This is a genomic window from Thermobrachium celere DSM 8682 (genome assembly GCF_000430995.1).
GTDB lineage: Bacteria > Bacillota > Clostridia > Clostridiales > Caloramatoraceae > Thermobrachium > Thermobrachium celere.
On sequence record NZ_HF952018.1, the window covers coordinates 1,065,835 to 1,091,761 of the forward strand.

Annotated in this window: 37 protein-coding genes and 2 pseudogenes; all 39 read right to left on the minus strand. The window is 29.0% G+C overall.

Annotation, left to right across the window (positions count from 1 at the left end):
• Positions 1 to 3: 3 nt before the first annotated feature.
• Entirely contained in the window at positions 4 to 585 is a 582-nt protein-coding gene (locus TCEL_RS05750) for a hypothetical protein (protein WP_018662065.1), read from the minus strand.
• Between the two features lie 672 nt (positions 586 to 1,257).
• Positions 1,258 to 2,133: a polyprenyl synthetase family protein gene (locus TCEL_RS05755; protein ID WP_018662069.1), complete on the minus strand. Its 876-nt coding sequence runs from the start codon at positions 2,131 to 2,133 to the stop codon at positions 1,258 to 1,260.
• A complete protein-coding gene (xseB, locus tag TCEL_RS05760) occupies positions 2,123 to 2,380 on the minus strand; it encodes an exodeoxyribonuclease VII small subunit (RefSeq protein ID WP_018662072.1) in 258 nt (85 codons plus the stop codon). Before xseB ends, TCEL_RS05755 begins: the two co-directional genes overlap by 11 nt.
• Entirely contained in the window at positions 2,368 to 3,585 is a 1,218-nt protein-coding gene (gene xseA, locus TCEL_RS05765) for an exodeoxyribonuclease VII large subunit (protein WP_018662074.1), read from the minus strand. The genes xseB and xseA overlap by 13 nt, the downstream gene beginning before the upstream one ends.
• Complete coding sequence (locus TCEL_RS05770) at positions 3,578 to 4,510, minus strand: tRNA (adenosine(37)-N6)-threonylcarbamoyltransferase complex transferase subunit TsaD (protein ID WP_018662076.1); 933 nt, start codon at positions 4,508 to 4,510, stop codon at positions 3,578 to 3,580. Before TCEL_RS05770 ends, xseA begins: the two co-directional genes overlap by 8 nt.
• Positions 4,503 to 4,916, minus strand: a complete 414-nt coding sequence (nusB, locus tag TCEL_RS05775) for a transcription antitermination factor NusB (protein ID WP_018662077.1) — start codon at positions 4,914 to 4,916, stop codon at positions 4,503 to 4,505. The genes TCEL_RS05770 and nusB overlap by 8 nt, the downstream gene beginning before the upstream one ends.
• A gap of 13 nt (positions 4,917 to 4,929) precedes the next feature.
• Positions 4,930 to 5,154, minus strand: coding sequence for a DUF2273 domain-containing protein (locus tag TCEL_RS05780; RefSeq protein WP_018662079.1), 225 nt, complete (start codon positions 5,152 to 5,154; stop codon positions 4,930 to 4,932).
• 17 nt (positions 5,155 to 5,171) lie between these two features.
• The gene (gene amaP, locus TCEL_RS05785) at positions 5,172 to 5,687 is read right to left on the minus strand and encodes an alkaline shock response membrane anchor protein AmaP (protein WP_018662080.1); all 516 of its coding nucleotides are present in this window, start codon (positions 5,685 to 5,687) and stop codon (positions 5,172 to 5,174) included.
• Between the two features lie 74 nt (positions 5,688 to 5,761).
• Positions 5,762 to 6,154 (minus strand): Asp23/Gls24 family envelope stress response protein, encoded by a 393-nt coding sequence (locus TCEL_RS05790; RefSeq protein ID WP_018662082.1) that lies wholly within the window; start codon positions 6,152 to 6,154, stop codon positions 5,762 to 5,764.
• A 145-nt stretch (positions 6,155 to 6,299) separates the two neighbouring features.
• Positions 6,300 to 6,794 (minus strand): SpoIIIAH-like family protein, encoded by a 495-nt coding sequence (locus tag TCEL_RS05795; RefSeq protein WP_018662084.1) that lies wholly within the window; start codon positions 6,792 to 6,794, stop codon positions 6,300 to 6,302.
• A gap of 67 nt (positions 6,795 to 6,861) precedes the next feature.
• Positions 6,862 to 7,455, minus strand: coding sequence for a stage III sporulation protein AG (gene spoIIIAG / locus TCEL_RS05800; RefSeq protein WP_018662087.1), 594 nt, complete (start codon positions 7,453 to 7,455; stop codon positions 6,862 to 6,864).
• 10 nt (positions 7,456 to 7,465) lie between these two features.
• Positions 7,466 to 8,041, minus strand: coding sequence for a stage III sporulation protein AF (gene spoIIIAF / locus TCEL_RS12785; protein ID WP_018662088.1), 576 nt, complete (start codon positions 8,039 to 8,041; stop codon positions 7,466 to 7,468).
• Between the two features lie 5 nt (positions 8,042 to 8,046).
• Complete coding sequence (gene spoIIIAE / locus TCEL_RS05810) at positions 8,047 to 9,195, minus strand: stage III sporulation protein AE (protein ID WP_018662089.1); 1,149 nt, start codon at positions 9,193 to 9,195, stop codon at positions 8,047 to 8,049.
• 9 nt (positions 9,196 to 9,204) lie between these two features.
• A complete protein-coding gene (gene spoIIIAD / locus TCEL_RS05815) occupies positions 9,205 to 9,591 on the minus strand; it encodes a stage III sporulation protein AD (protein WP_018662091.1) in 387 nt (128 codons plus the stop codon).
• A gap of 13 nt (positions 9,592 to 9,604) precedes the next feature.
• Positions 9,605 to 9,805, minus strand: coding sequence for a stage III sporulation protein AC (spoIIIAC, locus tag TCEL_RS05820; protein ID WP_018662092.1), 201 nt, complete (start codon positions 9,803 to 9,805; stop codon positions 9,605 to 9,607).
• A 12-nt stretch (positions 9,806 to 9,817) separates the two neighbouring features.
• Positions 9,818 to 10,336 (minus strand): stage III sporulation protein SpoIIIAB, encoded by a 519-nt coding sequence (gene spoIIIAB, locus TCEL_RS05825; protein ID WP_018662094.1) that lies wholly within the window; start codon positions 10,334 to 10,336, stop codon positions 9,818 to 9,820.
• An 11-nt stretch (positions 10,337 to 10,347) separates the two neighbouring features.
• A complete protein-coding gene (gene spoIIIAA, locus TCEL_RS05830) occupies positions 10,348 to 11,307 on the minus strand; it encodes a stage III sporulation protein AA (RefSeq protein ID WP_018662095.1) in 960 nt (319 codons plus the stop codon).
• Positions 11,308 to 11,389: 82 nt separating this feature from the next.
• Complete coding sequence (locus TCEL_RS05835) at positions 11,390 to 11,854, minus strand: CD1247 N-terminal domain-containing protein (protein WP_018662098.1); 465 nt, start codon at positions 11,852 to 11,854, stop codon at positions 11,390 to 11,392.
• Positions 11,855 to 11,917: 63 nt separating this feature from the next.
• Positions 11,918 to 12,475, minus strand: coding sequence for an elongation factor P (gene efp / locus TCEL_RS05840; protein ID WP_018662099.1), 558 nt, complete (start codon positions 12,473 to 12,475; stop codon positions 11,918 to 11,920).
• Between the two features lie 43 nt (positions 12,476 to 12,518).
• Positions 12,519 to 13,589, minus strand: coding sequence for a M24 family metallopeptidase (locus TCEL_RS05845; protein ID WP_018662100.1), 1,071 nt, complete (start codon positions 13,587 to 13,589; stop codon positions 12,519 to 12,521).
• The gene (gene aroQ / locus TCEL_RS05850; protein WP_018662101.1) at positions 13,582 to 14,025 is read right to left on the minus strand and encodes a type II 3-dehydroquinate dehydratase; all 444 of its coding nucleotides are present in this window, start codon (positions 14,023 to 14,025) and stop codon (positions 13,582 to 13,584) included. Before aroQ ends, TCEL_RS05845 begins: the two co-directional genes overlap by 8 nt.
• A 63-nt stretch (positions 14,026 to 14,088) precedes the next feature.
• Positions 14,089 to 14,955: a TIM barrel protein gene (locus TCEL_RS05855; RefSeq protein ID WP_018662102.1), complete on the minus strand. Its 867-nt coding sequence runs from the start codon at positions 14,953 to 14,955 to the stop codon at positions 14,089 to 14,091.
• Between the two features lie 21 nt (positions 14,956 to 14,976).
• Positions 14,977 to 15,465, minus strand: a complete 489-nt coding sequence (locus TCEL_RS05860) for a shikimate kinase (RefSeq protein WP_018662105.1) — start codon at positions 15,463 to 15,465, stop codon at positions 14,977 to 14,979.
• A 5-nt stretch (positions 15,466 to 15,470) separates the two neighbouring features.
• Positions 15,471 to 15,983: a hypothetical protein gene (locus TCEL_RS13825; RefSeq protein ID WP_018662107.1), complete on the minus strand. Its 513-nt coding sequence runs from the start codon at positions 15,981 to 15,983 to the stop codon at positions 15,471 to 15,473.
• 9 nt (positions 15,984 to 15,992) lie between these two features.
• A complete protein-coding gene (locus tag TCEL_RS05870; protein WP_018662109.1) occupies positions 15,993 to 16,430 on the minus strand; it encodes a hypothetical protein in 438 nt (145 codons plus the stop codon).
• Position 16,431: 1 nt separating this feature from the next.
• On the minus strand, positions 16,432 to 17,250 hold the full coding sequence (locus tag TCEL_RS05875) for a hypothetical protein (protein WP_018662111.1): 819 nt from the start codon (positions 17,248 to 17,250) through the stop codon (positions 16,432 to 16,434).
• Positions 17,251 to 17,259: 9 nt separating this feature from the next.
• Complete coding sequence (locus tag TCEL_RS05880; RefSeq protein WP_018662113.1) at positions 17,260 to 17,619, minus strand: hypothetical protein; 360 nt, start codon at positions 17,617 to 17,619, stop codon at positions 17,260 to 17,262.
• On the minus strand, positions 17,616 to 18,038 hold the full coding sequence (locus TCEL_RS05885) for a PulJ/GspJ family protein (RefSeq protein ID WP_018662116.1): 423 nt from the start codon (positions 18,036 to 18,038) through the stop codon (positions 17,616 to 17,618). The genes TCEL_RS05880 and TCEL_RS05885 overlap by 4 nt, the downstream gene beginning before the upstream one ends.
• Before the next feature lie 8 nt (positions 18,039 to 18,046).
• The gene (locus TCEL_RS05890) at positions 18,047 to 18,445 is read right to left on the minus strand and encodes a type II secretion system protein (RefSeq protein WP_018662118.1); all 399 of its coding nucleotides are present in this window, start codon (positions 18,443 to 18,445) and stop codon (positions 18,047 to 18,049) included.
• Position 18,446: 1 nt separating this feature from the next.
• A complete protein-coding gene (locus TCEL_RS05895; RefSeq protein WP_018662120.1) occupies positions 18,447 to 18,863 on the minus strand; it encodes a hypothetical protein in 417 nt (138 codons plus the stop codon).
• A gap of 5 nt (positions 18,864 to 18,868) precedes the next feature.
• Positions 18,869 to 19,201 (minus strand): annotated as a pseudogene (locus TCEL_RS05900) (response regulator); the annotation flags it as partial.
• Positions 19,202 to 19,291: 90 nt separating this feature from the next.
• Positions 19,292 to 19,360, minus strand: a pseudogene (locus TCEL_RS14385) (prepilin-type N-terminal cleavage/methylation domain-containing protein); the annotation flags it as partial.
• 12 nt (positions 19,361 to 19,372) lie between these two features.
• Positions 19,373 to 20,131 carry a prepilin peptidase gene (locus TCEL_RS05905; RefSeq protein ID WP_018662124.1) on the minus strand — a complete coding sequence of 253 codons (759 nt, stop codon included), beginning with the start codon at positions 20,129 to 20,131 and terminating at the stop codon, positions 19,373 to 19,375.
• A 34-nt stretch (positions 20,132 to 20,165) separates the two neighbouring features.
• Entirely contained in the window at positions 20,166 to 20,543 is a 378-nt protein-coding gene (locus TCEL_RS14190; protein ID WP_018662126.1) for a type II secretion system protein, read from the minus strand.
• A gap of 58 nt (positions 20,544 to 20,601) precedes the next feature.
• A complete protein-coding gene (locus tag TCEL_RS05915; protein ID WP_018662128.1) occupies positions 20,602 to 21,792 on the minus strand; it encodes a type II secretion system F family protein in 1,191 nt (396 codons plus the stop codon).
• A 22-nt stretch (positions 21,793 to 21,814) separates the two neighbouring features.
• On the minus strand, positions 21,815 to 22,873 hold the full coding sequence (locus TCEL_RS05920) for a type IV pilus twitching motility protein PilT (RefSeq protein ID WP_018662130.1): 1,059 nt from the start codon (positions 22,871 to 22,873) through the stop codon (positions 21,815 to 21,817).
• Positions 22,874 to 22,892: 19 nt separating this feature from the next.
• The gene (locus TCEL_RS05925; protein ID WP_018662132.1) at positions 22,893 to 24,551 is read right to left on the minus strand and encodes a GspE/PulE family protein; all 1,659 of its coding nucleotides are present in this window, start codon (positions 24,549 to 24,551) and stop codon (positions 22,893 to 22,895) included.
• Between the two features lie 58 nt (positions 24,552 to 24,609).
• Positions 24,610 to 25,113 carry a YqeG family HAD IIIA-type phosphatase gene (locus tag TCEL_RS05930; RefSeq protein WP_018662133.1) on the minus strand — a complete coding sequence of 168 codons (504 nt, stop codon included), beginning with the start codon at positions 25,111 to 25,113 and terminating at the stop codon, positions 24,610 to 24,612.
• A gap of 103 nt (positions 25,114 to 25,216) precedes the next feature.
• Positions 25,217 to 25,903 (minus strand): RNA polymerase sporulation sigma factor SigK, encoded by a 687-nt coding sequence (sigK, locus tag TCEL_RS05935; protein WP_018662136.1) that lies wholly within the window; start codon positions 25,901 to 25,903, stop codon positions 25,217 to 25,219.
• Positions 25,904 to 25,927: the final 24 nt, after the last annotated feature.

Sequence of the window (25,927 nt, forward strand, 5' to 3'; positions counted from 1 at the left end):
ACCCTATTTTCTTTTTACTTTTATTTTTTCTATAATCCAAGCAGTATTATATACAATATTGTTACTTTGAGTCATCGCAAAATTTTTACCCAATGCTTTACCACCAACAGTTAGCGAAGCAATCATTGCACTTATAACTAAAGCTAATAACGTTTGATTTTTAAAATATCCACTAGACATTAATTTTGATATAATAATTCCACCTGCAGCACCACTTAATACGCCACAAATATCTCCGATAACATCATTACAAAAGTTAGAAACCTTATCAGCGTTTCTAATCAATTTAACAGCAGTTTTGGCACCTGTAACCTTTCTTGATGCGAGTGAATGAAAGGGTACTTCATCTGCTGCAGTAACCGCAACACCTATTATATCAAAAATAATGCCTATAATAATTATTGTAATTAAAATAAAAAATGCAAAAAAAATTCCTACACCACTTAGTAGAAAATTAGAAATAAATCCTATACTGCCTGATATTAAAAATGTCCATAATGTAATTAACATTATCCATTTATAATTAGTATTTTTATCATTCGATTTCTTTTTATACAATTTTATTTTCTTATTTTCCTTTGACATATTACCACCTTTTATGTACATAGGGTGGTAACAGAAGAGGTTAAGTTTGCGGCTTAGGTCCAGCAGGATTTCCCGTTTTCGGACCAGAACGTCGCCGTTCTGGTGGTTTCCCTTTAACCAAAAACCCATATCGTTGCCGTATATGGGGCTGGATTACCACTTAGTCCACACTGCAATCCCTCTTCTGCCTCCATTTGGAACAGTCTAGGAGTTTTCCTCAACAGCATCGTCCATTCCTAGCCTCTTTTGCAAATGTGGTTTCCTGTAGCAATAACCCAATAGTGAGGGCCCTTCACCATTGAGTCTGATCTACCCTCCACCACACTCGCTCAAGGCAGGCTACACTGCACGCAGCTTCCACCACGATGCAGGTTTAATCCCTAATCATAGAACCTTGAGGCTCCACAAGTTAGGGTCTCCGCGGGGGTAGGGTCGATTACGCATGCCTTTGCGGTCGCCCCATCCCCCTTACTCCCAGTACCAACCCACCACTGGGCGTAGCGAGCCAGCACAAGGAACTTCATCGATGTGCCCTTTGGCGGATTTTTAGCCCCGCCTTCAGAATGGACTAAGCTGACTAGAATACTGCACCACCCTAAGCAGAATGTTATTGTATCATAATTATTTAGTATATACAATAATATTTTTTATACAACTTTGGCAGATAAAATATCAATTTTCACGAACAAGTAAGTACTCAGTTAGTTTAGATAAAAATCCAGTTTTATCTAATCCATTTGCTATTTCAATAGCCTTTTTTGTATGTTCTTGAGCCTTCATTTTTGCTTCATCTAGGCCTAATATTGTTACAAAGGTTGCTTTATTTGATTTTAAATCTTTACCAACAGTTTTGCCAAGCTTCTTCTCGTCTCCAACGAAGTCTAATATATCATCCACTATTTGAAAAGCTATTCCTAAATGTTGACTAAATTGCTTGATTTCCTCTAATCTATCTTCTCTTCCTGAAATATATGCAGCAACAGTACAAGATGCTTCTATTATAGCCCCTGTCTTTAAAGAATGCATTTTATATAGCTCATCTAATGATAAGATTCTGTTTTCACTTGTAATATCGATAGTCTGTCCTGCTATCATTCCTCTTGCACCTGATGCTTTAAAAATCTCATTTATTGCTTTTATGTAATTTAAATTATTGTTATTAATAGCTTTTTGAGAAAGTATTTCTATTGCAAAGTTAAGTAATGCATCTCCTGCCAATATTGCAATTGCCTCACCAAAAACCTTATGATTTGTTGGTTTCCCTCTTCTAAAATCATCATTATCCATAGCTGGCAAATCGTCATGTATTAAAGAATATGTATGTATTAATTCAATAGCACAACCAAAGTCTAATGCATCTAATATATTTCCATCTAATGCCTCTGTTATACTAATAGTTAGAATAGGTCTTATTCTTTTTCCACCTGCTTCTACGCTATATTTTATTGAATTATGTAAAACTTCTGGTATACCACTTATATCTAACAGTTCATTTAATCTCTTGTTTACTATTGATTGCTTTTGTAAAAGCATTTGATTAAAATTCATCAGTTTCCACCTCAACGGTAAATTTTTCTTCTATAAGCTCTCCATTATCTCCATTAAGCAATACGTTAATCCTTCTTTCTGCTTCATCCAGTTTTTTATTGCAAAGATTTGCTAATTCCATTCCTTCTTTAAACTTGCTTATTGTTTCTTCAAGAGATAAATTTTTATCTTCTATCTCATATACAATTTCTTCAAGCCTCTTGATCGCCTCTTCAAATGTTAAATCATTCTTTTTCATTCTTGCCATAACTTAACCTCCGATTTTTCATTAATAGTACATATTGCTTTACCATCTGAAAAATATACTTCTATTATATCATCTTTATTTAGCTGTTGGATACTCTTTATTAATTTTTCCTCCTTAACAACTGCTGCAAATCCTCTACTTATTGATTTTAGAGGACTTAAGCCATCAAGCTTTTGTATAATTAACATCAAATTATGCCTTTTATTAATAAATTTATTACTTACACTATTAATAAGCTTTTCTCTTAAATTATCTAAATATTGATAATTAACATTTATTCTATTTTGAGGTGAGTACAGCTTTACTTTTGACCTCAGATTTTCAACATAAATCTTATCTCTCTTCAGTCTATTATTAACATTACTAAATAATGTATTTTTTAATGTGTTTATTTTATATACCAATTCTGAATATGAAGGTACAACAATTTCTGCTGCATGTGAAGGTGTTGATGCTCTAACATCAGCAACAAAATCTGCTATAGTAAAGTCAGTTTCATGTCCAACAGCAGATACAACTGGAATTTTACTATTATAAATTGCCCTTGCGACTATTTCTTCATTAAAAGCCCATAGTTCCTCAATAGAACCTCCACCTCTACCAATTATAATAACATCAATATCATTTCTAGTATTAAAATATTCTATTGCCTCCACTATTGTCTGTGCTGCCCCTTCCCCCTGAACTTTTACAGGATACAAAAGTATATCTACATTATAAAACCTTCTAGTTGAAACGTTTATAATATCTCTTATAACAGCGCCAGTACTTGATGTTGCTACACCAATTCTTCTAGGTAACATAGGCAATTTCTTTTTGTGCCTTTCATCAAATAGTCCTTCAGCTTCTAATTTCTTCTTCAATTCCTCATAGGCTAGATATAAATCGCCTAGTCCATCCTTTTTTATATCTGTACAATATAGCTGATAAACACCATCTCTCTCATAAACAGAAACATATCCCTTAGCTAAAACCTTCATCCCATCTTCAAGCTTTATTTTTAAATAACTATTATAACCTTTAAACATTACACATTTAATTTTGCTCTCATTATCCTTTAAAGTAAAATACATATGTCCTGAGCTATGGTGTTTAAAATTTGATATTTCACCCTTTACAACTATATTATTTAATTCAGAAGTTCCCTCAATTAATTCTTTTATGTAAAGATTTAACTCTGATACAGTTAAAGCATTTTTACTCATGATAATCTCTCCTATTTTTTAACCTTCTATATCCGATTAAAGCAACCCCGATAGCATTATCTGATGCATAACTTGCATCAGCTATATATACCCTTCCACTATAATTAAAATTAATATGTTTTTTAATATATTTACTAGAAGCTACTCCACCAAATAGTAATATTTTTTTATTATATTTACTAAAAATATTGTTAAATAGCTTATCTAAAGTTTTTATAAGACATTTCATAGAAGCTAATGCAATTTGATTTTTATCATATCCATCGTTTATGTATTTTAGAGCTCTTGTTTCTTGACCTGATAAATTAAAAAATAATCCATCCACTTTAGATGGGATTACTATATCCGTTTTTTCTGTATTTAAAGCGAGTTCATCTACAAATTTTCCTGATGGGAAACTATATCCAAGGGCAACCCCTATTCTATCCAAGAATTGCCCCATACTAATATCCCTTGTTCCTCCAATCAAATTAATCTCAAGTTCATCCTTACCTCTACACAACAATACCTCAGAAGTTCCCCCTGATAAATGAATAGCAATAAATTCATCTTCATTAAATCCTATAGAAAATTTAGCAGCTTCTATATGTCCTTCTTGATGAGTTGTTTCAAATAAAGGAATATTTAAAGTTTTGGCAATAGATTTAGCTATTGATTCACCAGCTTTAAATACAGGCATATATGAATCTTCATAAGGTCTTGGTCGTGTACTCACACACACCGCATCTATATTAATTAAAAATTTCTCATCTAATAAATTTGGTATATTCTTTATATGTTGAAAAAGGGCTTCCGATTGTCTTAAGCCCCTTTTCCCTAATTCAACATCTAATATCTTTCTTTTTTCATATATTACTGTATTATTTTCTACCACTGCTACAGATGTCGTATAATTGCTTGTATCAAATCCAAGAACTTTACTCATTTCCAATCTCCTTGATTACATTACCCAATATACCATTTATAAAAGCTGGCGAATTTTCTCCTCCATATTTTTTAGCTAGTTCAACAGCTTCATCTATTGCCCCTGCATTTGGGACATCCTGTCTATATAACATTTCATATATAGCCAGTCTCATTATTGCCAAATCAACCTTGGCAATTCTATTAATCTTCCATCCTCTTGAATACTTTTCAATGTATTCATCAAGCTTTTGTATGTTCTTTTCTACCCCTTCAACACAGTCTGTTATGTACTCTAATTGGTCTTCTAAATTTTTATATTCTGCCATATCATTTAATTTACTTAGTATATCCTTTGCTGATTCCTTTGTCATTTCCATTTGGAACACAAGTTTCATAACTAATTCTCTTGCTGCTTTTCTACTCATATCCATTCCTCCATTACTTCCATTCATTTGGTATTAATTTTTGTATTATGTCTAAAATATCTTCTTTATTATCCACCCTACTGCCCAAATAAAATCCAGTCATACTGCAAAATATAATAAATATTGTTTTAAAAAAACCTACAACAAGCACTAAAATTGAAAAGATTAGTCCTAGAAAAACTCCTGCTACCTTACCTTTATTTTTTGCCAAAAATTCAAAAATTACTTCTTTATTCATAATTTAGCACCGCTCCTTTAACGAAGCCTTGTAGCCGCTGCCAAATCTTCGACTACAACCTTTACTTCTTCAACAGGGATTTCTATGTAAGTTTCTATCTTCTCTTTAACCAATTTTTGAAGTTCATTTACTGTCTGTGGAACATTTAACTCAGGCAAAATTGTCCCTCTTATTAATACACAAACTTTTTCTCCTTTTGGTTTTATAAAAACTTTAACATCTTTTAGTCCTCTTATTTGTTGTGAAGCTTTATAGACTATTGATTTAATCGTATCAAATGTAATTGTTATTTCACCATCTGGTGAATATTTTATTAAATAACTTGTTTTATTTCTTTTAAATAAACTCATTAGTAAAATCAAGCTTATAATAATTAATATAACTATTGTAAATATAGTATATATAGAATTATAGTTTTTGTCTAATAAATTTACAAACCTGTTATAATCGTATATTCCAACAGATACTGACAATAAAAATCCTAAAATTAGCATTACGCATGTAATATAAACAAATACGAATAACTTTTCCATAAATTCACCTCTTTTTCAAATTTGAAGCTCATATTATGCCAAATTAAACTGCATTAATATGAGCCCCTTTTAACCTATTTGTTTCTTTTTTCTTCTTCCTTGCTTTCCTTTGGCATATTGATTCCTTGTACGTGTATATTCACATCTACAACCCTTAAGCCAGTCATAGTTTCAACAGATCTTTTCACATTTTGTTGAACTTCAAAAGCAACATCTGGTATTCTTACTCCGTATTCTATAATTAAATTAAGGTCAATAACTACTTCCTTATCTTCATTGATTTGAACTTTAATTCCCTTGTTAGATGACTTAACACCAAATTTTTCAACAAACTCTTCTGTAAAACCTCCATACATTCCAGCAACACCCTTAACTTCAGTTGCTGCAATAGAAGCAATTATGCTCACAACTTCAGGTGCTATTAAAACTTCCCCAATTCCGTTTGTATAAATAGTATTATCTGCCATTAAATACACCTCCACAATTATCAAAAAGTAATAATTTTCGGGCATTAAAGCCCGAATATATATCATCTAAATATTTACAAATAACTTCAAATATTAGTGTACAACTAATATCAAATAAAATCAATAGTTTATTTATGCAAATTAATTATTTTTGTGTTTTAATTATAATTTTAGTTGGTGATATGCTTGTAGTTCTAACTACATCATCCATTAATTGTGCAGCCTGTTCACTTGTAAGTGCTTCTGCACTCTTTACACAAAGCTCAACACCATTTTCATTGATAAAACAAACTGCATCTTCAAATCCTCTTTGTTTTGCTAGCTGTTCAACTCTAGCTTGTTTATCTGCCCAATCAGCCAATAGTATGAGTTTTGCTTGAGCTTCAGCAATGGCTTGCTTTGTTGAGTTTTTGCTGTTAATTATGTTTTGTAGCTCTTGCTTATGCGCACTTAACTGATTGTCTCTGCTATTTCTAGCCTCAACAAAATAATTAGTAGTTTCATTAACCTTCTTAGTTGTTTCTGTAATTTTGCTTACTCCCTTTGTTTGATCATTAAACTTTTTAGCGTACCATGCTGAACATGCAATAAGTACAACCAACACGGCAATTATTGCAGTTTGTTTTCTGAATTGTTCCATTCAACTCCCCCCAAACCTATTTATTATCTCTAAATAATTTATATGTAAATTCTGTAAGTTATATTCTTTATTTTTTCATTGGTTCTACAGTTACTTTATTAGCAGGTAAATTTAAAACTGTTTTTACTGCATTCTTTATCATTTCTTTTATATGAGGATCTTCTGCACCTTCAGCTACTACAATAACACCTCCTATTGATGGATTTACTTGTTTTAAAATAAAAGGTTTTTGAGATGTTCCTTCATTAACCATAACTACATTTATACTTTTGTTATTCTCATTTGTTGTTCTAGTTCCACCTTGACTATCCTTTTCCTGTATTACTCTATTGTTTTCATTTACATTATAAGCCGGTTGTGATTCCGAACTTCCTTCAAAATAAACCATTACATTTACCTTTCCAACACCCTTTATTTGAGATAATATGTCAATTAAATCTCTTTTTATTTTGTCTTCATAGCTTGTGGGTGCTAAAACTTCAACATTCTTTGAAGACGTCTGTTCAACGTCCCTACTTGTAGGTTTTGGCTTACCAAATATGTTTGAAAATATATCCGCGGCTAAAAATATCAAAATGCCTATAAAAAATACTATAGCTGCCCAAGTCATATATTTCTTTACATTTTTTCCATTTAGTTTTATCATACCTATAAATTTCATACCCATCCCCTCACTTTACAAATGCTATATTTTCTTCAGATATTCCATAGGTTTTTGAAATATAGTTTAATATTTCCTTATCCTTATTAACATGTACAGTGTTTGAATTGTTACTTCCAATTATTATTTTCTCAACAGGTTGTATTTCTGATGACTGTTCCTTTTTAACTTCTATGTACTTTATTTTCCCAAAATCATCTGCTCCAAATTTTTCGTTTACTTCCAAACGGACTACTAAGACTTTTTTGCCAGTATTTTTTAATATATCCTTTTCAATATTTTGTTTTAAATTATTCTTAAATTCATTAATTGTTGCCTCCTGCATTTTGCTTTGCATATCTAAGCTATTTTTATTTTCAAAATAAGATTCATATTTTTTTTCATAAGTTGATATTGACTCCTCTAAACTAAATCTTCTGTCAAACAATTTGAAAACTGGAACTAAAATGTTTATTATAACAATGATCCCTATTACAAATCTTACGTATTTTCTCATTGAGTTGTCAGGTAATATTAATTCTACAAGAGATAAAAATATTATCAGAACAACAATATTTGTTATCCATTCCTTTAAAAAATTAATCATATGCATCACCTAACCATAACAAGTAATCTTCCTGTTGATGCAATCATTGTTATTATTATAAAAAACATTATTGCAACAGATAAAATGCTAGCAAATAATACAGAAACTGATCCTCCAACCGACGACAAACAGTCTACTATTTTACCATCAACAATAGGTTCCATAATCGCACCAACAAATTTGAATATTAAGGCAAGTATAACTAATTTTATAAGAGGCAATAAACATATACTCAGCATAACAACAAGTCCAACTACACTAATTGCATCCTTAAGCAACAATGAGTATCCTGCTACAGTTGAAACAGCATCCGACAAGGACTTTCCAACTACTGGTATAAACGTGTCCACCATAAACTTTGTTGATTTAAGCGTTACTTGATCAATAGAGGCTGATGTACTACTCCTTATAGTAATAAAAGCCACAAATACCGTCATTAAAAAGCCTAATGCCCAAAGAGTAATTTGCTCCATTAATTTTACTAGCTTAGAAATTTTGATTTCATCACTTAAATTGTTAACTATGTTTAATATAACAATCAAAAAAGTAAGAGGAAGTATAAAATCCTTTATAACATCACTAAACAGCTTTGAAATAAACATTATTGCAGGATCCAACATGGTAGCAGTCGCAAATCCACCTACAGAAGCTACTAAAATCATTAACGTTGGCATAAGCGAGTTTACAAATTCAATCATTTGGTCAATTGTAGTTCTACTTAATTCTACAATCAAAGCAAATGCTTTAATAATAATAACTACAATAACTAAATAACATGCATAAAAGGCAATCTTTGAAACAGAAGAACTAGAAAAAGAGGACTGCATATTTTTTAATAGAGCACAAAATATACCTAATATTAATAACTCAATCATCAATCTCGAATTTGCTATTACTTCTTTAAAAATATACTTCTTAGAACCTTCAATTAAACTCTTTATAACACCCTTCAATGAATGAGTTGCTTTATATTCATTTACCAATTCTGAAAAACTAAAATCTGGTATATATTCACTTCTCTGCTGTATTTGTTTAGATACTTCATCAATCTTATTTAAATCAACAATAGAGTTATCTAAAGGAGAATGAGCTAATATATTAAAAGGAAATAATATAAATAACATAAATATAAACAATAATATTTTTCTTTTCATTTTTATCACCTACGGTAACAATTTTAAAACCATCTCCATAACAGCCATTATAATTGGTATTGCTAAAATCAAAATAAGTATTTTCCCAGCAAATTCAATTTTAGATGCCAAGGAGGATTGTCCAATATCCTTACAAATTTCAATTCCAAAGGAAGCAATATAAGATATTGCAATAATTTTAAGTACTATGTTAATGTATGTATAGTCAATATTTGCTTTAATTGCAAGTTGTTGCATTGCTTGAATAACTGCTGTAAATTTAGTAAACATCATAAAAAATATAACTATACCAAAAAGTATACTAACCTGAACTGCAATTTCTTTTTTTTCTTGGCTAAGCAAGGTAAGAATTATTGCTACAACTAATGCCATTAATACAATCTGTGCTATCTCCATTTAATCTCACCCTCTATAAATGAAACATTGTTACTAAGCTCTTGAAAAGGTTTGACATATACCCAATAGTCATTAATAAAATCATCACAAGACCAATAATAGAAACCATTGCAGCAATATCTTCTTTACCCATACTGTCTAAAATTTTATCTAATACTGCTAATATTATGCCAAAAACTGCTATTTTCAATATTTGAACAATATCTAATTGCATCTTAATACCTCCCTACACTAATAAAATTACTATGAGCAATCCACAAAGAACTCCTAAATAGTTGTAAAGTTTTTCATTTTTTTGCCTTTTATCTTCTGCATCCTTTTCTATACTCTCTAACTTTTTAATTGCTATATTAAAATTCTTTTTATGTCCTTCGGTATCATTGCTACTAAGCCCTTGTATAAAAGTATTTAACAGCTCAATGTCCTCTTTTTCTAAATAAAATTCTTCTTTATATTCGTTATATGCTAAATTAAAAGCTTCAACTAGTGTTTCTGTTGATCTATTTTTTAGGTTTTCTGAAATTTTTAAGAATAGTTCTTTAAATGGCGAGGTACATACTTTTGAGACATTGCTAAAAGCTATCCATAATGGATTTGAAGCATACAATATTTCGCTTGATAAACTATTTAATGAAAATTGTAATTCCCTAAGTTGCCTAACCCTTTCCCTATAACCAAAGGAATATAAATATCCCATGGCAGATGTTGACATAATAATTAACATAGCTCCTAAAATCTTAAGCATCTCAATCCCCCCTAGTTTATTCTCATTATATTTTCAACTGTGCCTGGCCCATGTCTATTGCTTAAAAAAACAATTATGTCTATACAGTTATTTTCTAATAGTTTTCTTATTCCTGAACGCTTTAATATCTCATCAAAGTCTCTGCCATGTGCAGTTGAAATAATTTTTACACCTGTATTTATAGCATCCATGATTGCATCAGCATCTTTTATTCCACCAATTTCATCAACTGCAATTACATCTGGTGACATTGATCTTACAAGCATCATGAGGCCATCTGCCTTTGGACAGCTATCTAAAACATCTGTCCTAATTCCTACATCCTTTTGAGGTATTCCCATATAACAACATGCTATTTCACTTCGTTCATCAACAACTGCAACCTTTTTACCTTTAAGATTAATTTGATCAACACCATTACTTAGTAATCTGACTATATCCCTTAATATAGTTGTCTTTCCACAGCCTGGAGGGGACACTATAAGTGTGTGTTTTACACCATCAAAATATATATTCTTAACTAGTTCTAATGCACATCCTTTAACTTCCTTAGCTATTCTTATATTTAAACTTGATATATTTTTTATTGTTTTAATTTTACCTGCTTCGCTAACAACTTTTCCAACTATACCAACTCTATGACCACCTTTAATAGTTAAAAAGCCCTGTTTTATATCCTCCTCCATTGAATATAAGGAATAATCACACATTAACAAATAAATTTTAGATATTTCCTCCTGATAAACAATTAATCCATTATCTTTTCTTAAATTCCCAAATTCATCAACAAAATAACCTTCATTATTTTTATAAACCATAAGAGGTTTATTAGTTCTAAGTCTAATTTCTTCAATTTCAACATAACCATTGTTGTTTATTTTATTTATAGCGTTTCTTATTCTTTCTGTTAAAACTGGAAATATGTCCTTTTTAAAAGTTTCTTTAATTTTTTCCTTATCATATGTAAACATTTATCCTCCCCCTTTCTTAATACAAATTATATTTAAACTATTAATTATTTATTACACAAAAAAAGAGGGCTAATTTTAGCCCTCATTCTTTATAACAGTCACAGTCATCATCTTCACAGTTGCAATGTTCAACAAAATAAATTGGTTTATCACAGTTTGGACAAACTATTTCTCCATCCTCATCTTCATCTTCAAACATTTCTTTGTCTAAGTAAACTTTTTCATGGCAATTTGGACATTCAACCTCAACAAAACCATTGTCGTCAAAGTCTTCATAATCTTCAAAATCTTCATCATAGTCCTCTTCATCATCTTCATCATAATCTTCATATATTTCATCTTCCACATCTGCTAAGTCTTGATCTATTGCATCAACATATTCATCTAACTCATTTTGATTTTCTTCAAGGATCTCTATAGATTCTGCAATATCATCTAAAACATCAATTATGGCTATAAGTAATCTTCCTTCTTTTGTTTCATGTGTTATTCCTAAACCATCTGATAGTCCCTTTAAATAAGCCACCCTTTCCTTAATATTTTTCATATTTTTTCCTCCTTTACATATTAATTAACAGTGGCCGAAGCCACTGTCTAATATTATTATGCATTATACTCTTGACATATATTCACCAGTTCTTGTGTCTATTCTAATTACGTCACCTTGATTTACAAATAGTGGTACCATGAATGTAGCACCTGTTTCAACCTTTGCTGGCTTTAATGCGTTAGTTGCTGTGTCTCCTCTAACACCTGGTTCAGTTTCAACTACTTCAAGTTCAACGAATGTTGGTGGTTCAACTGAGAATGCTTCTCCCTTGTAGAACTTGATTATAGCTGTCATGTTTTCCTTTAGATACTTTATTGCGTCTTCAACCTTTTCATAGTTTAATGGAACTTGATCATAAGTTTGAGTATCCATGAAGTAATATAATTCTCCATCATTGTAAAGGTATTGCATTTCCTTTCTTTCTATAACAGCTTCTGGGAATTTTTCTGTTGGGCTGAAGGATTTTTCAATAACAGCACCAGTTACAACATTCTTTAACTTTGTTCTAACAAATGCAGCACCTTTTCCTGGTTTAACATGCATAAATTCAATAACTGTGTAAACTTGTCCATCCATCTCAAAAGTTGAACCTTTTTTGAAATCTCCTGCTGTAATCATTGTAAACTATCCCTCCATAGTAAATTTATTATAATTTTTTAAACTATAGCTCTATTAGGTGCTTTGGTGATTTAGATAATACCCTATATCCATCTTCTGTAACAAGTACTAATTCTTCTATTCTTACTCCACCAAAGCCTGGTATATAAATACCTGGTTCATCTGTTATAATCATTCCAGGTTCTAAATTAAACTTACTTCTTGCATTAACAAATGGTAGCTCATGTACTTCCCTACCTACTCCATGGCCTAGACCATGACCAAATCTATCTCCATATCCTTTTTCTACTATAATATCTCTTGCAATTTTGTCAAGTTCAACACAGCTAATTCCAGGTCTAACAGCCTTTAAAGCTGCTTCATTTGCTTCTAATACTATGTTGTAAATTTCCTTTTGTTTTTCATTTGCTTTTCCAAGAACTATTGTTCTTGTCATGTCTGAACAATATCCCTTATATACACAACCAAAATCTAATGTTATAAATTCTCCTTCTTGTATTATTTTATCTGAAGCAGTTCCATGAGGTAGAGAAGATCTTGTACCTGAAGCTACTATTGTTGGGAATGAAAGTGCTGATGCACCCATCTTCTTCATAAAGAATTCTATTTCAAGTGCAACTTCTCTTTCTGAAATTCCTGGCTTTATAAATTTAAGAATATGTTCAAATGCTTTATCTGCAATGCTTGCAGCTGTTTCTATTAACTTTATTTCTTCATCGTCTTTTATCATTCTTATCTTTTCTATAGTTTGTTCAAGTTTTACTATTTCTACTCCTTCAAGTTTTTCCTTATATGTAATATAATCTGATAAAGACATTCTGTCTTCTTCAACACCTAAACGTTTTACGTTGTGTTTTTCTACTAATGATTTAATAAAATCATGTATTGGAGGTTTGTATTCTAGTACCTCAAAACCAACAACCTCATTTTGTGCTTGTTCAGTATACCTTGAGTCAGTTATAAAATATGACTTTTCCTTAGTAATGAATAAGAAACTGTCATCTCCTGTAAAACCACTTAGATAGTTTCTGTTTTCATCCTTATAAACTAAAGCAGCATCGATATTTAATTCATCAAATTTTGCTAAAAATTTTTGTAGTCTTTTTTCAATCATTTGTATTACCCCCTATGTCTTTTAACGCCATTAAGGCTAATTTATAACCTATTTCTTTAAATCCTGAGATTACACCTACACAAGCAGGTGCAGTAACTGATTTTTGTCTAAACTCATCTCTAGCATAAATATTTGTTAGATGCACTTCAATAACAGGTTTGTTTATTGATTTAATGCAATCATATATAGCATAGCTGTAATGAGTATAAGCACCTGGATTTATAATTATACCATCAACTTTATCATAATTGTTCTGTATTATGTTTATTATTTCTCCTTCCACATTACTATGTAATATTTCAACATCTATGTTTAAATTTTCAGCCTGTTTTTTTATATAACTACATAGTTCTTCATAACTCATTTGACCATATATCTCTTTTTCTCTTATTCCTAAAAAGTTTATATTTGGACCATTTATTACAAGTATTTTCATAAAATCACCCATTATATACAATAACAATTGTATTTTAGCAGATTATTGTTCAAATTGCAAACTCTAGTTTAATTTTGTAATGTATTCATTGTATATTTTTTTCATTTTTAATGCATCTTCTGCCATATTCTCTCTTGATTCGCAAATTATCCTTACAGACATCTCTCTTTCTGCTAATACTTGTGCTAAAGGTTCAAATTCCGGTCCATATTGTGTATCAGTAAAAGTCCAATGCTTCTTTTCTCCTGCTTCTGTAAACTCAACTCTACTAAAATGGCAATGAAGGTTATCTAGTCTAAACCTACCTAATGCATTTTCTACTCTATTAAATATATACTCATAGTCTTCTTTTGAATTTATTGCTCCTCTTCCTAAAGCATGAATATGTCCAAAGTCAATCGTTGGAATAAGCGTTTCATCAATTTGACATATATCTAAAATTTCATCCAATGTGCCTAACTGGTTCTTTTTTCCCATTGTTTCAGGGCATATATGTATCTTTCCATATAAATTTAGTTCCTTTAATAGGTCTATTGCTTGCTTTATAGACATAACCAAATTACCAAATGCCTCATCTCTTGAGTTTTTACCTACAGAACCAGGATGTAAAACAACTCTATCAGCCTGCATTTTATCTGCTAGTATTATTGTTTGTTTTAAATAGTTAATAGATTTTTCTTTTATTTCTGGATCTTTACTACCAAAGTTTATATAATATGGACTATGTATGGATAATGCTATACCATTTTCAGCTGCTGCTCTACCAATTTTTTGAGCAGTTTCAACTCCAATGTTTATCCCTCTACCAAATGAATATTCATAAGCATCTAATCCTTTTTGTTTAAGCCACTTGGGCATATCAACTGAAGATTTAAACCCTTCATCATAAAAGCTTTTTGAGTTACCTGAAGGTCCAAATTTAACTGTCATATTATCCTCCTTTTTTACTATTTACATATATGATTTGCATATTTTGATTATTTTATCAATTGTATCGTCTATACTAATATTTTCAATTTCATAATCACAATATTTACGATATAATTCAATTCTTTGATGATATAATTCAAATATTTTATTTTTATCTTTTAATAAAGGTCTGTTCGAAGTATCAATAGTTTTGATTATGGCATCTAAATCTCTGTTTATAAAAAAAATAACACCTCGCCTTTTTAAATTTTTTATATTACTATCGTTTAAAATAACACCTCCACCAGTAGATATAACACAACAATCTTTATTTGAAACCAACTCTACAACTTGTGATTCCTTTAATCTAAAATATTCTTCACCCTTTTTAAACATTTCAGGAATTGTTTCATTATAAATTTTTTCAATAAGCATATCGGTATCAAAAAAAGGTATACCTAGTTTCTCCGCTAATTTAACACCTATAGTAGTCTTCCCACACCCAGGCATACCAATTAAAACAATATTCATATCTATCACCTATTCCATACATTATTAATATTATCTTCTTTAAGTTTATCATTTGAAGTATAAAATTCAATAAAAAAATTAGCATTGTAGCTATTACTTGTTTTTCCTATTTTAAAACTTTTTACTTTCAGAGCATAATCGGATTCGTAAAAATAATTTATTATATTCTTTAAATTATAAAGTTCACATTCAACATTGAAATTAACTATAACAGTAGAAGTAAATTTATCTTTTTTAATTTCATTAAAATTAATATCTTTTATAGTAACTTTACATTTATTCTCCATTTGATACATCAAGTCCATTATACTTGTATACTTTTTATTACCTAAGTTAATTTTTTTAGTTATATTATTTTTTACTATATTACATGTTATATATTTTCTATTTATTTCTTCTAATTCGGTATTATACCTTTTAATACTTGTTAATATTGGTTTAAAGTAAAATTTCATATAAAAAAATACAAACAAGCTTACAGCTAGTAGTATTTTTTCTCTTTTAGTAAGTACTAACACAAATATCACCTATCTTAATTCAATAATAAAAATATATTTACTATCTTCTTTTTTAACGTTCACTAATTTGATAGAAGAAAACAACTTATTTTCTTCTATTTTTTCAATAAAACTTCTAAATATTTCATAATCAGTTGTCGTTGCTAAAATTTGCATCGCATTTTCTTTAAATTCAATTGAATTTATATCCATTAAATCATTATTAATTAAATCTATCACTTGTATATAATTTTTGATATTTTCTTCTGTATCTTCAAAATCCATTTGAGGTACTTTAATATCTATTTGTTTGTAGGTGTTTTGGTGTTTATTTTCATATTTTGATTTAACATTTATTAAGGCTAACGCTGGAAATAAAAATAAAATAGTATTTAAAATAATAAATAAATAAATTAGAATTCTGTTTTGCTTGCCGTCATCTTTATGTATAAAGTTAAACCTATACATTCTATCCCCTTCTTAACATCAATCCCATTAGGCTTAAAGAAGCAGTATGTTTTAAAGCTTCCCCAAGTGGGCTAAACATTACTTTCATTTTATTTATATCCATACTTCTATTTATTCCTACCAAGTTTTCTTCTAATCCTATTTCATTCCCATTTAAATTATCCAAATATATATAAAAGTTATTATTTAAGTTTTCTTGTTTTATTAAATTATAAATTTGTTCTTTTACTTTTAAATTATTGTTTATTTCATCGACGCATATACATTTACCATCTCTATATATATAAATAAAATAAAACTTATCAAGCTTGCTAACAACAATACATTTTTGTTTTAATCTATAATATGAATTTAATATTCGTATAGTTGAAATTGTATTTGTTTCAATAGAATTAATTGTAATTTTGTTTTCATTCAGTACGTTTATAATTTCATCTATTATGTTTTTCTTTATTGTAGCTAAATATATTCCATTTGTTTTTTTGTTTTTATATACCTTCTCAAAGGAAAAATAATATTTTGATTTATCTAGATATGTCCTATTTATTTCCCATTCAACTGACTTATATGTACTTTCATAGTTCATTATTGGGATTTCTATTATTTTTTGATATTCTATATCATCATACAATCCTATGTTTGTTTCAATAACATTAATTCTTTTTTCTTTTGTTAATGCAATTAACAACCTAACTGTTTCTGCATAACTACTTAAACTTAAATCTTCTTGCCTGCCAAATAACAAAATTTTTCTGTTTTGAATTATAACAAACTCATAATAGTTTTTACCTATTATACATTTTAATGCTGCTCCACCCATACAAACACCCTATCTATAGGATATTTCTTTATAGATTGATTTCACATAAGCTCCACTTCTGCCTGTTATTGTTATTAAAAATTTCTTTTCATACTTTCTATTTTTAAAAACAATTTCTACTTTATTTATATTATCAAAATTAAGTACAACCTTTCTATCTTGTGCATTTGACCCCTCTTTTTGAATTATATTTCTATATACATAAATCCACCCTGCTTGTGCATTGTTATATGCCTGTTCTGAGGCTACAGTACTTTTTATGATCTTGTTTGAACTTAATAAAATCATAGAAGTATATGATATAACAACAACAAATAAAAAAATTAAAACAATATAAAATAACGCTACATTACCCCTATGTTTTATCACAATCCACCACCAACATAGCATATGTAATTTTTACCCATACTTGTAGTTACGCTTATTTTAAATAAATTGTTAGAAATCTTTTCAACAAAGACATAATCAATATTTGGTGTTATTTGCTGTGAATCTGTTGAATATCTTAAAATACCATTTTTTAAATAAAGTATACTTCCATCAAATGTTTTTAGTATCTCTAATCTATCTTTGTTATAATTATTTATAGGTTCAATATTTCCTGTTCTTATCTTATCTTGAATAAAATCAATAGCAATGGTCGCATTTATCAAATCACTACTTCTACCCTTTAAATCCATATTTAAACCCATACTATAGCTTATAAATTCTAAAGTTAGTGAAATAATTATAAAAAAAATAAAAAGAGAAACCATTACCTCAATTAATGTGTAACCCTTTTTAATCATCCTCTCACCTATTTATAACAGCTTAAACTTATTTTTTCACCCTGTAATAAATCCTCAACTTCTATCTTTAATTTATAAAGTCCTGTATCCTGTAATTTAAAATTCAAACTGGCTTTATATCTTTTATTTGTGTCATCCCTTAATTTATCTAAACTCATTTCTATGCTTTGATCTAGTTCATTTGAAGAATTAAGGTAAATTTGACAGCTTAATTCTTCATAATAGTAGCTACTATTTTTATATAATTCACAGATAGATGACGCAATTAAAAACATTTTATAACTATTTTCACTCTCTTTGGCCATAAATATATTTACTTTATCAACATCAATAAATGCTGGAATTAAAATAGTAATTATAAAAATACCAAGTAATACTTCAATTAAAGTAAAACCTTTTTTAATCAATTTATTTTATAACCTCCATAATTCTTGTATACCCAATTGTCAATGTAATATATCTATATAGTCCTCTTTTTTTATCATAAATAGCAACAGTACATGCATGTGGAGAAACGCTACCATTTGTTTTAAAAATTATTTTACCTTCAATTGGTATTGTACTTTTAATTCTACTTATACTAAAATAATGATTTAATTTTCTATTTTTAATAACCTTTCCATCACTTCTATAGACTATATATCCATCGTAATCCTTTTGTGAGCTATCTTGCGTAAAATATACATTTATGTCGTATATACCATTATTAATAGCCAACATTTTTGCTTCTTGTAAATCAGCAATAACTAAGTCAACAGTTTGTTGTAAATAAAAATGATTAAAAATCTCTATATTTAAACTAATAATACTAAAAGACAACATCATTATNGTCTTATTCTCTTTGAGAATATTTCCATGTCAAATGGTTTTACAACATAATATTCAGCTCCTAAATTTATAGCTCTTTGAGTAATTTTATCTTGTCCTACAGCAGATAAAACAATAACTTTAGGAACTTTTTTATTCTCTAAAGAATTAATTTTTTCTAGAACACCAAGACCATCTAAATGAGGCATTATAATATCTAATACTAATACATCTGGACTATACTTTTCTACTAACTCTACAGCCTCTATTCCATCCTTTGCAACTCCTAATACGTCAAAGTCATCTTGCGTAAAATATACATTTATGTCGTATATACCATTATTAATAGCCAACATTTTTGCTTCTTGTAAATCAGCAATAACTAAGTCAACAGTTTGTTGTAAATAAAAATGATTAAAAATCTCTATATTTAAACTAATAATACTAAAAGACAACATCATTATTGCTATTGTATAAACTACTTCTATTAAAGTATAACCTTTTTGTTTTTTCACTTTCTCCCTTCCTTAAAATAACCCTAAATACCAATTTAATAATTTGTCACCAAAAAATACAACTAGAATGGTTGATAAAGAAATAAACGGACCAAATGGAATATAATCCTTCCTGTCTTTGATTTTTAAAATAATCAATATAGCTCCTATAATTCCCCCTATAATGAAGGAAAATAAAAGCATTAAAAATGAATATTTATATCCTAAAAAAAGACCACTTAAAAAGCAAATTTCAATATCTCCCTCTCCCATAGCCTTTGTTAAATAAACTATAGCAGCTATTACACCTGCAGCAATTAAACCACCTAAAATAGCATGAATTATAGGCTTATTTAAATAAATTTTTTCTAAAACAATAAAAATAGCACCAAATATAACCCCTGTTACTGTAATTGAGAAATATACATCTGTTGTCAAATAATCAATTACACCAATAACTATTAAAAAACAAATCATAACAGCATATTTAAAAAATTCAAGGCTATAACCAAATTTTAAATATAAAAATCCAAACATAATTCCAGTAAATAATTCTACAGTGGGATACAACATTGATATCTCTTCCCCACAACTTCTACACTTACCTCTAAGAAATATATAACTTACTACTGGTATTAAGTCATACCATCTTAATCTGTAGCCACAATTTGTACAGTGTGATGGTGGAAAAACTATCGACTCGTCCCTTGGTATTCTATAAATACAAACATTTAAAAAACTTCCAATTACTAACCCCAAAATAACAGCAAAAATAAAAAGAGTAGTTTCCATAAACGCCCCTCCTGTTCTATTTCATATTACCACTTTACTCATTTGCACTTTCTTGTTTTAACACTCCATATTCAACTAAATTTCTAATATCTGATACAGTATAATCTTTTAAAGGACTATCGTTGTCTAGTTTATCAATCAAGTCTATAAGCCCCTTGCCATCATTGGAGTCAACTTTTGAAGTTATGCTTTCAATAACATCATTATTGTTGATTAATTTGTTTTCATCAGTAACAGAAGCATTGTACATTTCAATTGCATTTAATAAAATCCTAGCATCTGCCCTAAGTTTTGCCTTTTGTGCATTTGTAGTATAACTTGACACTTCTGGGATTAATGTTGCAGCAAGTATTCCAATAATAGCAATAACAGCAATAAACTCAATTAGTGTAAATCCTTTTTTTCTCTTCATACAATCCCTCCCTGTCAATTTTTGTTATAATTATTGACAGATTGGGAATTTTTTAAACCTAAATAATAGTCCTGTATATTTTAAAAATTGGTAACATCAATGAAAGAACAATAAAGCCTATAATTAAAGCTATAAATATTAAAATTATAGGTTCAATATAAACAGTTATTCTCTTTATATATTCATCCAATTCGTTATAATAAAATTCTGACACATTAATCAATGCGTCATCAATTCTACCAGTCTCCTCACCACTTTTTATTATATTCTTAAACATACTTGGGAAACACTCTATGGCTAATAAGCTATCGCTTATACTTAAGCCTGATTTTAGGATTCCTATTGAATTTGATATATTTCTTTTTATCTCTCTATTCTCTATAACATCTTTTATTATTTCTAATGAGCTAATAACAGACACTCCACTTCTTAGCAACATTGCTAATGTATTTGAAAATTGAACTATATAATTTAATATATAAATCCTTCTTATAATTGGTATATTTATTTTTAACCTATCTATCAGATCACATATATAATGATTTTTAGATAATAATTTTATTAAAAAAATTATCCCAAATAAAATAAGAATATAAATTTTAAAATAACCTTTTATGCTAGCTGATATCCCTACCACTATTTTTGTATATAAAGGAAGTTCAACACTATTAAACTGATTAAAAACATTTAAAAAAATAGGCACTACTCTATTTAATAGAACAAAAGTAATCATTATAGAAATAATAAAAACCAGTTTGGGATAAGCTAAAGCTTGATTAATTCTATTTTTAATTTTGTAGTCTTTATAATAATATTGCGAAAGCATTTGCATCACTTCATCTACTTTCCCACTTACTTCTCCAGCTCTAACCATACAGATAAAAAATGTTGGAAAAATTTTTGTTTCTTTAAATGCATCTGATAAACTTATTCCTTCTTGAACTCTTTTATATATTAATTTAAATTGTCTTTTAATATAATCATTCGAATTTTCCATTAAAAATTCAAATGCCCTTAAAATATCAAATCCAGACTTTAATGCCATAGCCATCTGATTACTAATTAAATACAGATCTTTAGAGCTCATTTTTCTTTTACTAATCACAAAGGGACTTTTTTCTCTTATAAAAATAGGATAGACACTGTTCATTCTAAGAACAGTGTCTGCTACTTCAATATTATCTGCTTCAATTACTCCTTTTATATTGTTTCCATCTTTAGTTTTTGCTTTGTAATAAAATAACGGCATACAAACACCCCTTAAAACTTAGCTATAGACTTAAAAGCCTCATTACAATATCTCTATCTACTGAATAATTTAATGCATCCTCATAGGATATTAATCCCTTTTTATACAGATCAACCAGTGACATATCCATAGTTTTCATACCATACTTTGCACCTGTTTGAACAGCAGAATCAATTTGATGTGTCTTTCCTTCTCTAATTAGATTTCTAATTGCAGGTGTTGCAACCATTATTTCCATAGCACAAACTCTTCCATTTCCATCTGCCCTTTTAATTAACTGTTGTGATATAACCCCTTCTAATACTGCTGAAAGTTGTACCTTTATTTGTTGTTGTTGATACGGTGGGAATACATCTACAATTCTATCTACTGTCTTCGATGCACCTATTGTATGTAAAGTAGATAAAACTAAATGCCCTGTCTCTGCAGCAGTTATAGCTATTGATATAGTCTCTAAATCACGCATCTCTCCAACTAATATTACATCTGGATCTTCCCTTAAAGCCGCCCTTAATGCATTAGCATAGGATTTTGAATCATGTCCTATTTCCCTCTGATTTACAATACTCTTTTTATGTTTATGTAAATATTCAATTGGATCCTCTAATGTTATTATATGGCAGCTTCTATTTTGATTTATTTCATTAATCATAGCTGCAAGAGTTGTTGATTTACCGCTTCCAGTTGGACCAGTTACAAGAATTAAACCACGTGTCTTATTAGTAAGTTCCTTTAGGACAGGAGGCATATTTAATTTATCAAGGGTAGGAACTTGAGCTGCAACTGTTCTTAAGGCCATTGCATCACTGCCTCTTTGTCTAAAAGCATTAACTCTAAATCTTCCAACACCTTGAATTGAATATGAAAAATCTATTTCACCTACTTCTCTATATTTTCTAAACTGTTCTTCATCTAATACTTCTCTCACATACTGCTCTGCCATTTCAGTGGTTATCTTTTCTTCACAAATATGAACCAATGTACCATTTACCCTTGCAGTAGGTGGAATACCTACAGTAATATGTAAATCTGAAGCCCCCATGTCGACAACCATTCTTAATAATTCGTCAAATTTTATCATATCTATCCTCCTTAAAATACTAGTCATAGTTAAATGTATTTTTTATCATTTCCTCAACTGTTGTTACACCACTTAAAACAAGTTCTCTACATGAATTTTTCAAAGTTTTCATACCTTTATTAATACATAAATCTCTTAGTATGTCAATATTTAGATTATAAATTATCATATCTCGTAGTTCTCTGTCGATTTCTAATATCTCAAATACACCTATTCTTCCTTTATAGCCTGTACCCTGACAATCTCTACATCCTGTTCCCTTATACAATACAACTTTTTCATCTTTGTTAACACCAAGTAGCTGCTTTTCTAAATTGGTTGCAATATATTCTGTTTTACATCTTGTACAAATTCTTCTAACAAGCCTCTGGGCAATTATGCCTTTGATAGCTTCACAAACTAAATATGGTTCAACTCCCATATCTATTAACCTTAAAAAAGCTGACGCAGAATCATTAGTATGTATTGTACTTAAAACTAAATGCCCTGTAATTGCAGCTCTTACTGCTATCTTTGCTGTCTCTGAATCTCTTATCTCTCCCACCATAATAATATCTGGATCCTGCCTCAGCACTGATTTTAAACAAGTAGAAAAATCTAAACCAATTTTTGTATTTATATTTATCTGATTAATTCCCTCTATCATATACTCAACTGGATCCTCTATTGTAACAATATTTCTACTATCTCTGTTTAAATCATTAAGTAAAGAGTATAAAGTTGTAGTTTTACCACTTCCAGTTGGGCCTGATATTAAAATAAGCCCTCTATTACAATTCATCAACCTTTTTATTATTATCTCTTCATCTTTTCTAAAACCTAGTTCTAATCTATCAAGATTTATATTACTCTTCTTTAAAACTCTTATAACCATTTTCTCACCATGAATAGTTGGAATGGTTGAAACCCTAAAATCCACCAATATTCCTAAAATATTTTTAACAATTCTACCATCCTGCGGAAGTCTTTTCTCTGAAATATCAAGTTGTGATAAAATCTTTAGTCTTCCTATAATAAATGGAAATATCTTAATTGGAAAATTAAATAATTCAACTAATTCACCATCTATTCTATATCTAATTCTAAAACTTTTTAACATAGGTTCTATGTGTATATCACTAGAGTTATATATAACAGCAGTTTTTAATATATTTTCTACTAAATCAATTACGGGAGAATCAAAATTATTTATTTCTTTCCCTATAAAATTATTATTTAAAATTTGATCAGATAAACTTTTTATTCTTTTAGGCATAAAATAAGTGTGATATAGCTTTAAAAATTCAGTTCTTTTACATAAATATAATCTAGCTTGTTTTTTAGTTAATACTTTTATTGCTTCAAATGAACTTATTGACTTAAGTGTATATGAGGCTATTTTAAACTCCCCTTCGCTTACTTCAATAGGTAAAATTTTATATTCTATTACCAACTCTGTCGGAATTGAAATAAACACATCTTCTTTTAAATCCACTTCATTTAAATTAATTACATTAAAACTTGATATATCTTGTAATAAATGTAACATTTCATCTTCCTTTATATATCCTAAATCAATTAATGCATCTTCAAATGAACAATTATTTTCTCTTTGAAACTCAACTATTTTATTATAATTTAAATCATCTATTTTTAATATTTTAATTAAATCAAAAATATATCCTGTGCAGTTAATCAATGTAGATTCCCCCTTACTTCTACATAGATTATGCACAGGATATTTATTAATTAAACAGCTAAAACCTGCTAAATTCTAGTTTTTTTCGAATTTTATATTCTATTTTTCTTACTAATCGTGTAAAGACAAACTCCCTTTTATCTAATGGTTCAACAAGAATAGTTATAATTCCAACCCTATTTCCACCTAAAATATCAGTAAATATTTGATCTCCTATAATACAAGTTTCATTTACTTTGTTATCAAACAGCTCTAAAGCCCCTAAAAATTTTCTTCTCATAGGTTTTATTCCTAGTCCAGTATAAGCTAAAACTTTATCATTATTTATGAATTCTTTTACTCTTCTACTTGAGCTATTTGATAGTAAACACACATTGAATCCTAGTTCAATAAGATGCTCTATTAAATGTAATCCCCTTTCATCTATCTTCTTTGTTCCCCATTTAACTATTGTATTATCTATGTCTAATATTATATTCTTTATATTCATTTCCTTTAATTTATTAAAATCTATTTCATATATGCTCTTAACATAATAATGAGGTATTAATAGCTTATACATACATGCCTCCTAAAACAGAAGTTTTTATATATTTTACCAGAAAGTCCTTTGCTTGTCTAAAAATATAATATTAAAAGTCATGGGGTAAATCCCCATGACCTATTTATTTCTGCATTTCTTTAGCTAGCTTTTTTAATGCCCTTTTTTCTATCCTTGAAACATAGCTTCTTGAAATACCAAGTAATTGTGCTATTTCCATTTGAGTCTTAGGTTCACCACATAGTCCATACCTTAGCTTTATAATTATCTTTTCTTTTTCTTCTAGAACCTTATCGATAATTCTATATAATTTTCTAATAGAAATTTTACTTTCTACTTCATCTAAAATCTTATCACTTTCTGTCCCTAGTACATCCATTAAACAAATTTCGTTTCCTTCCTTATCTACACCAATAGGGTCTTGCAAATATACCTCTGTTTTAACCTTTTTCACAGATCGCATATACATTAATATTTCATTTTCAATACATCTTGCTGCGTATGTTGCAAGTCTATTTCCTTTGTCATAATCAAAGCTTTCAATAGCTTTAATCAAACCAACAGTACCTATAGAAATTAAATCATCTGAATCTTTTCCCATAGGACCAAATTTTTTTATAATATGAGCAACCAACCTTAAATTCCTTGTAATTAACTCTGCCTTTGCTTCCTGATTTCCATTTTTAAACTCATAAAATAACTTCTTTTCTTCCTCTTCAGTTAGGGGTTTGGGGAAGGAACTTCCATTTGTTATATATCCTGCTAGTAAAAACAAGCCATCTAAAAAGCTGCATATAGCTTCTATAATCAATAAAACACCCCCCTGATAGGCCTA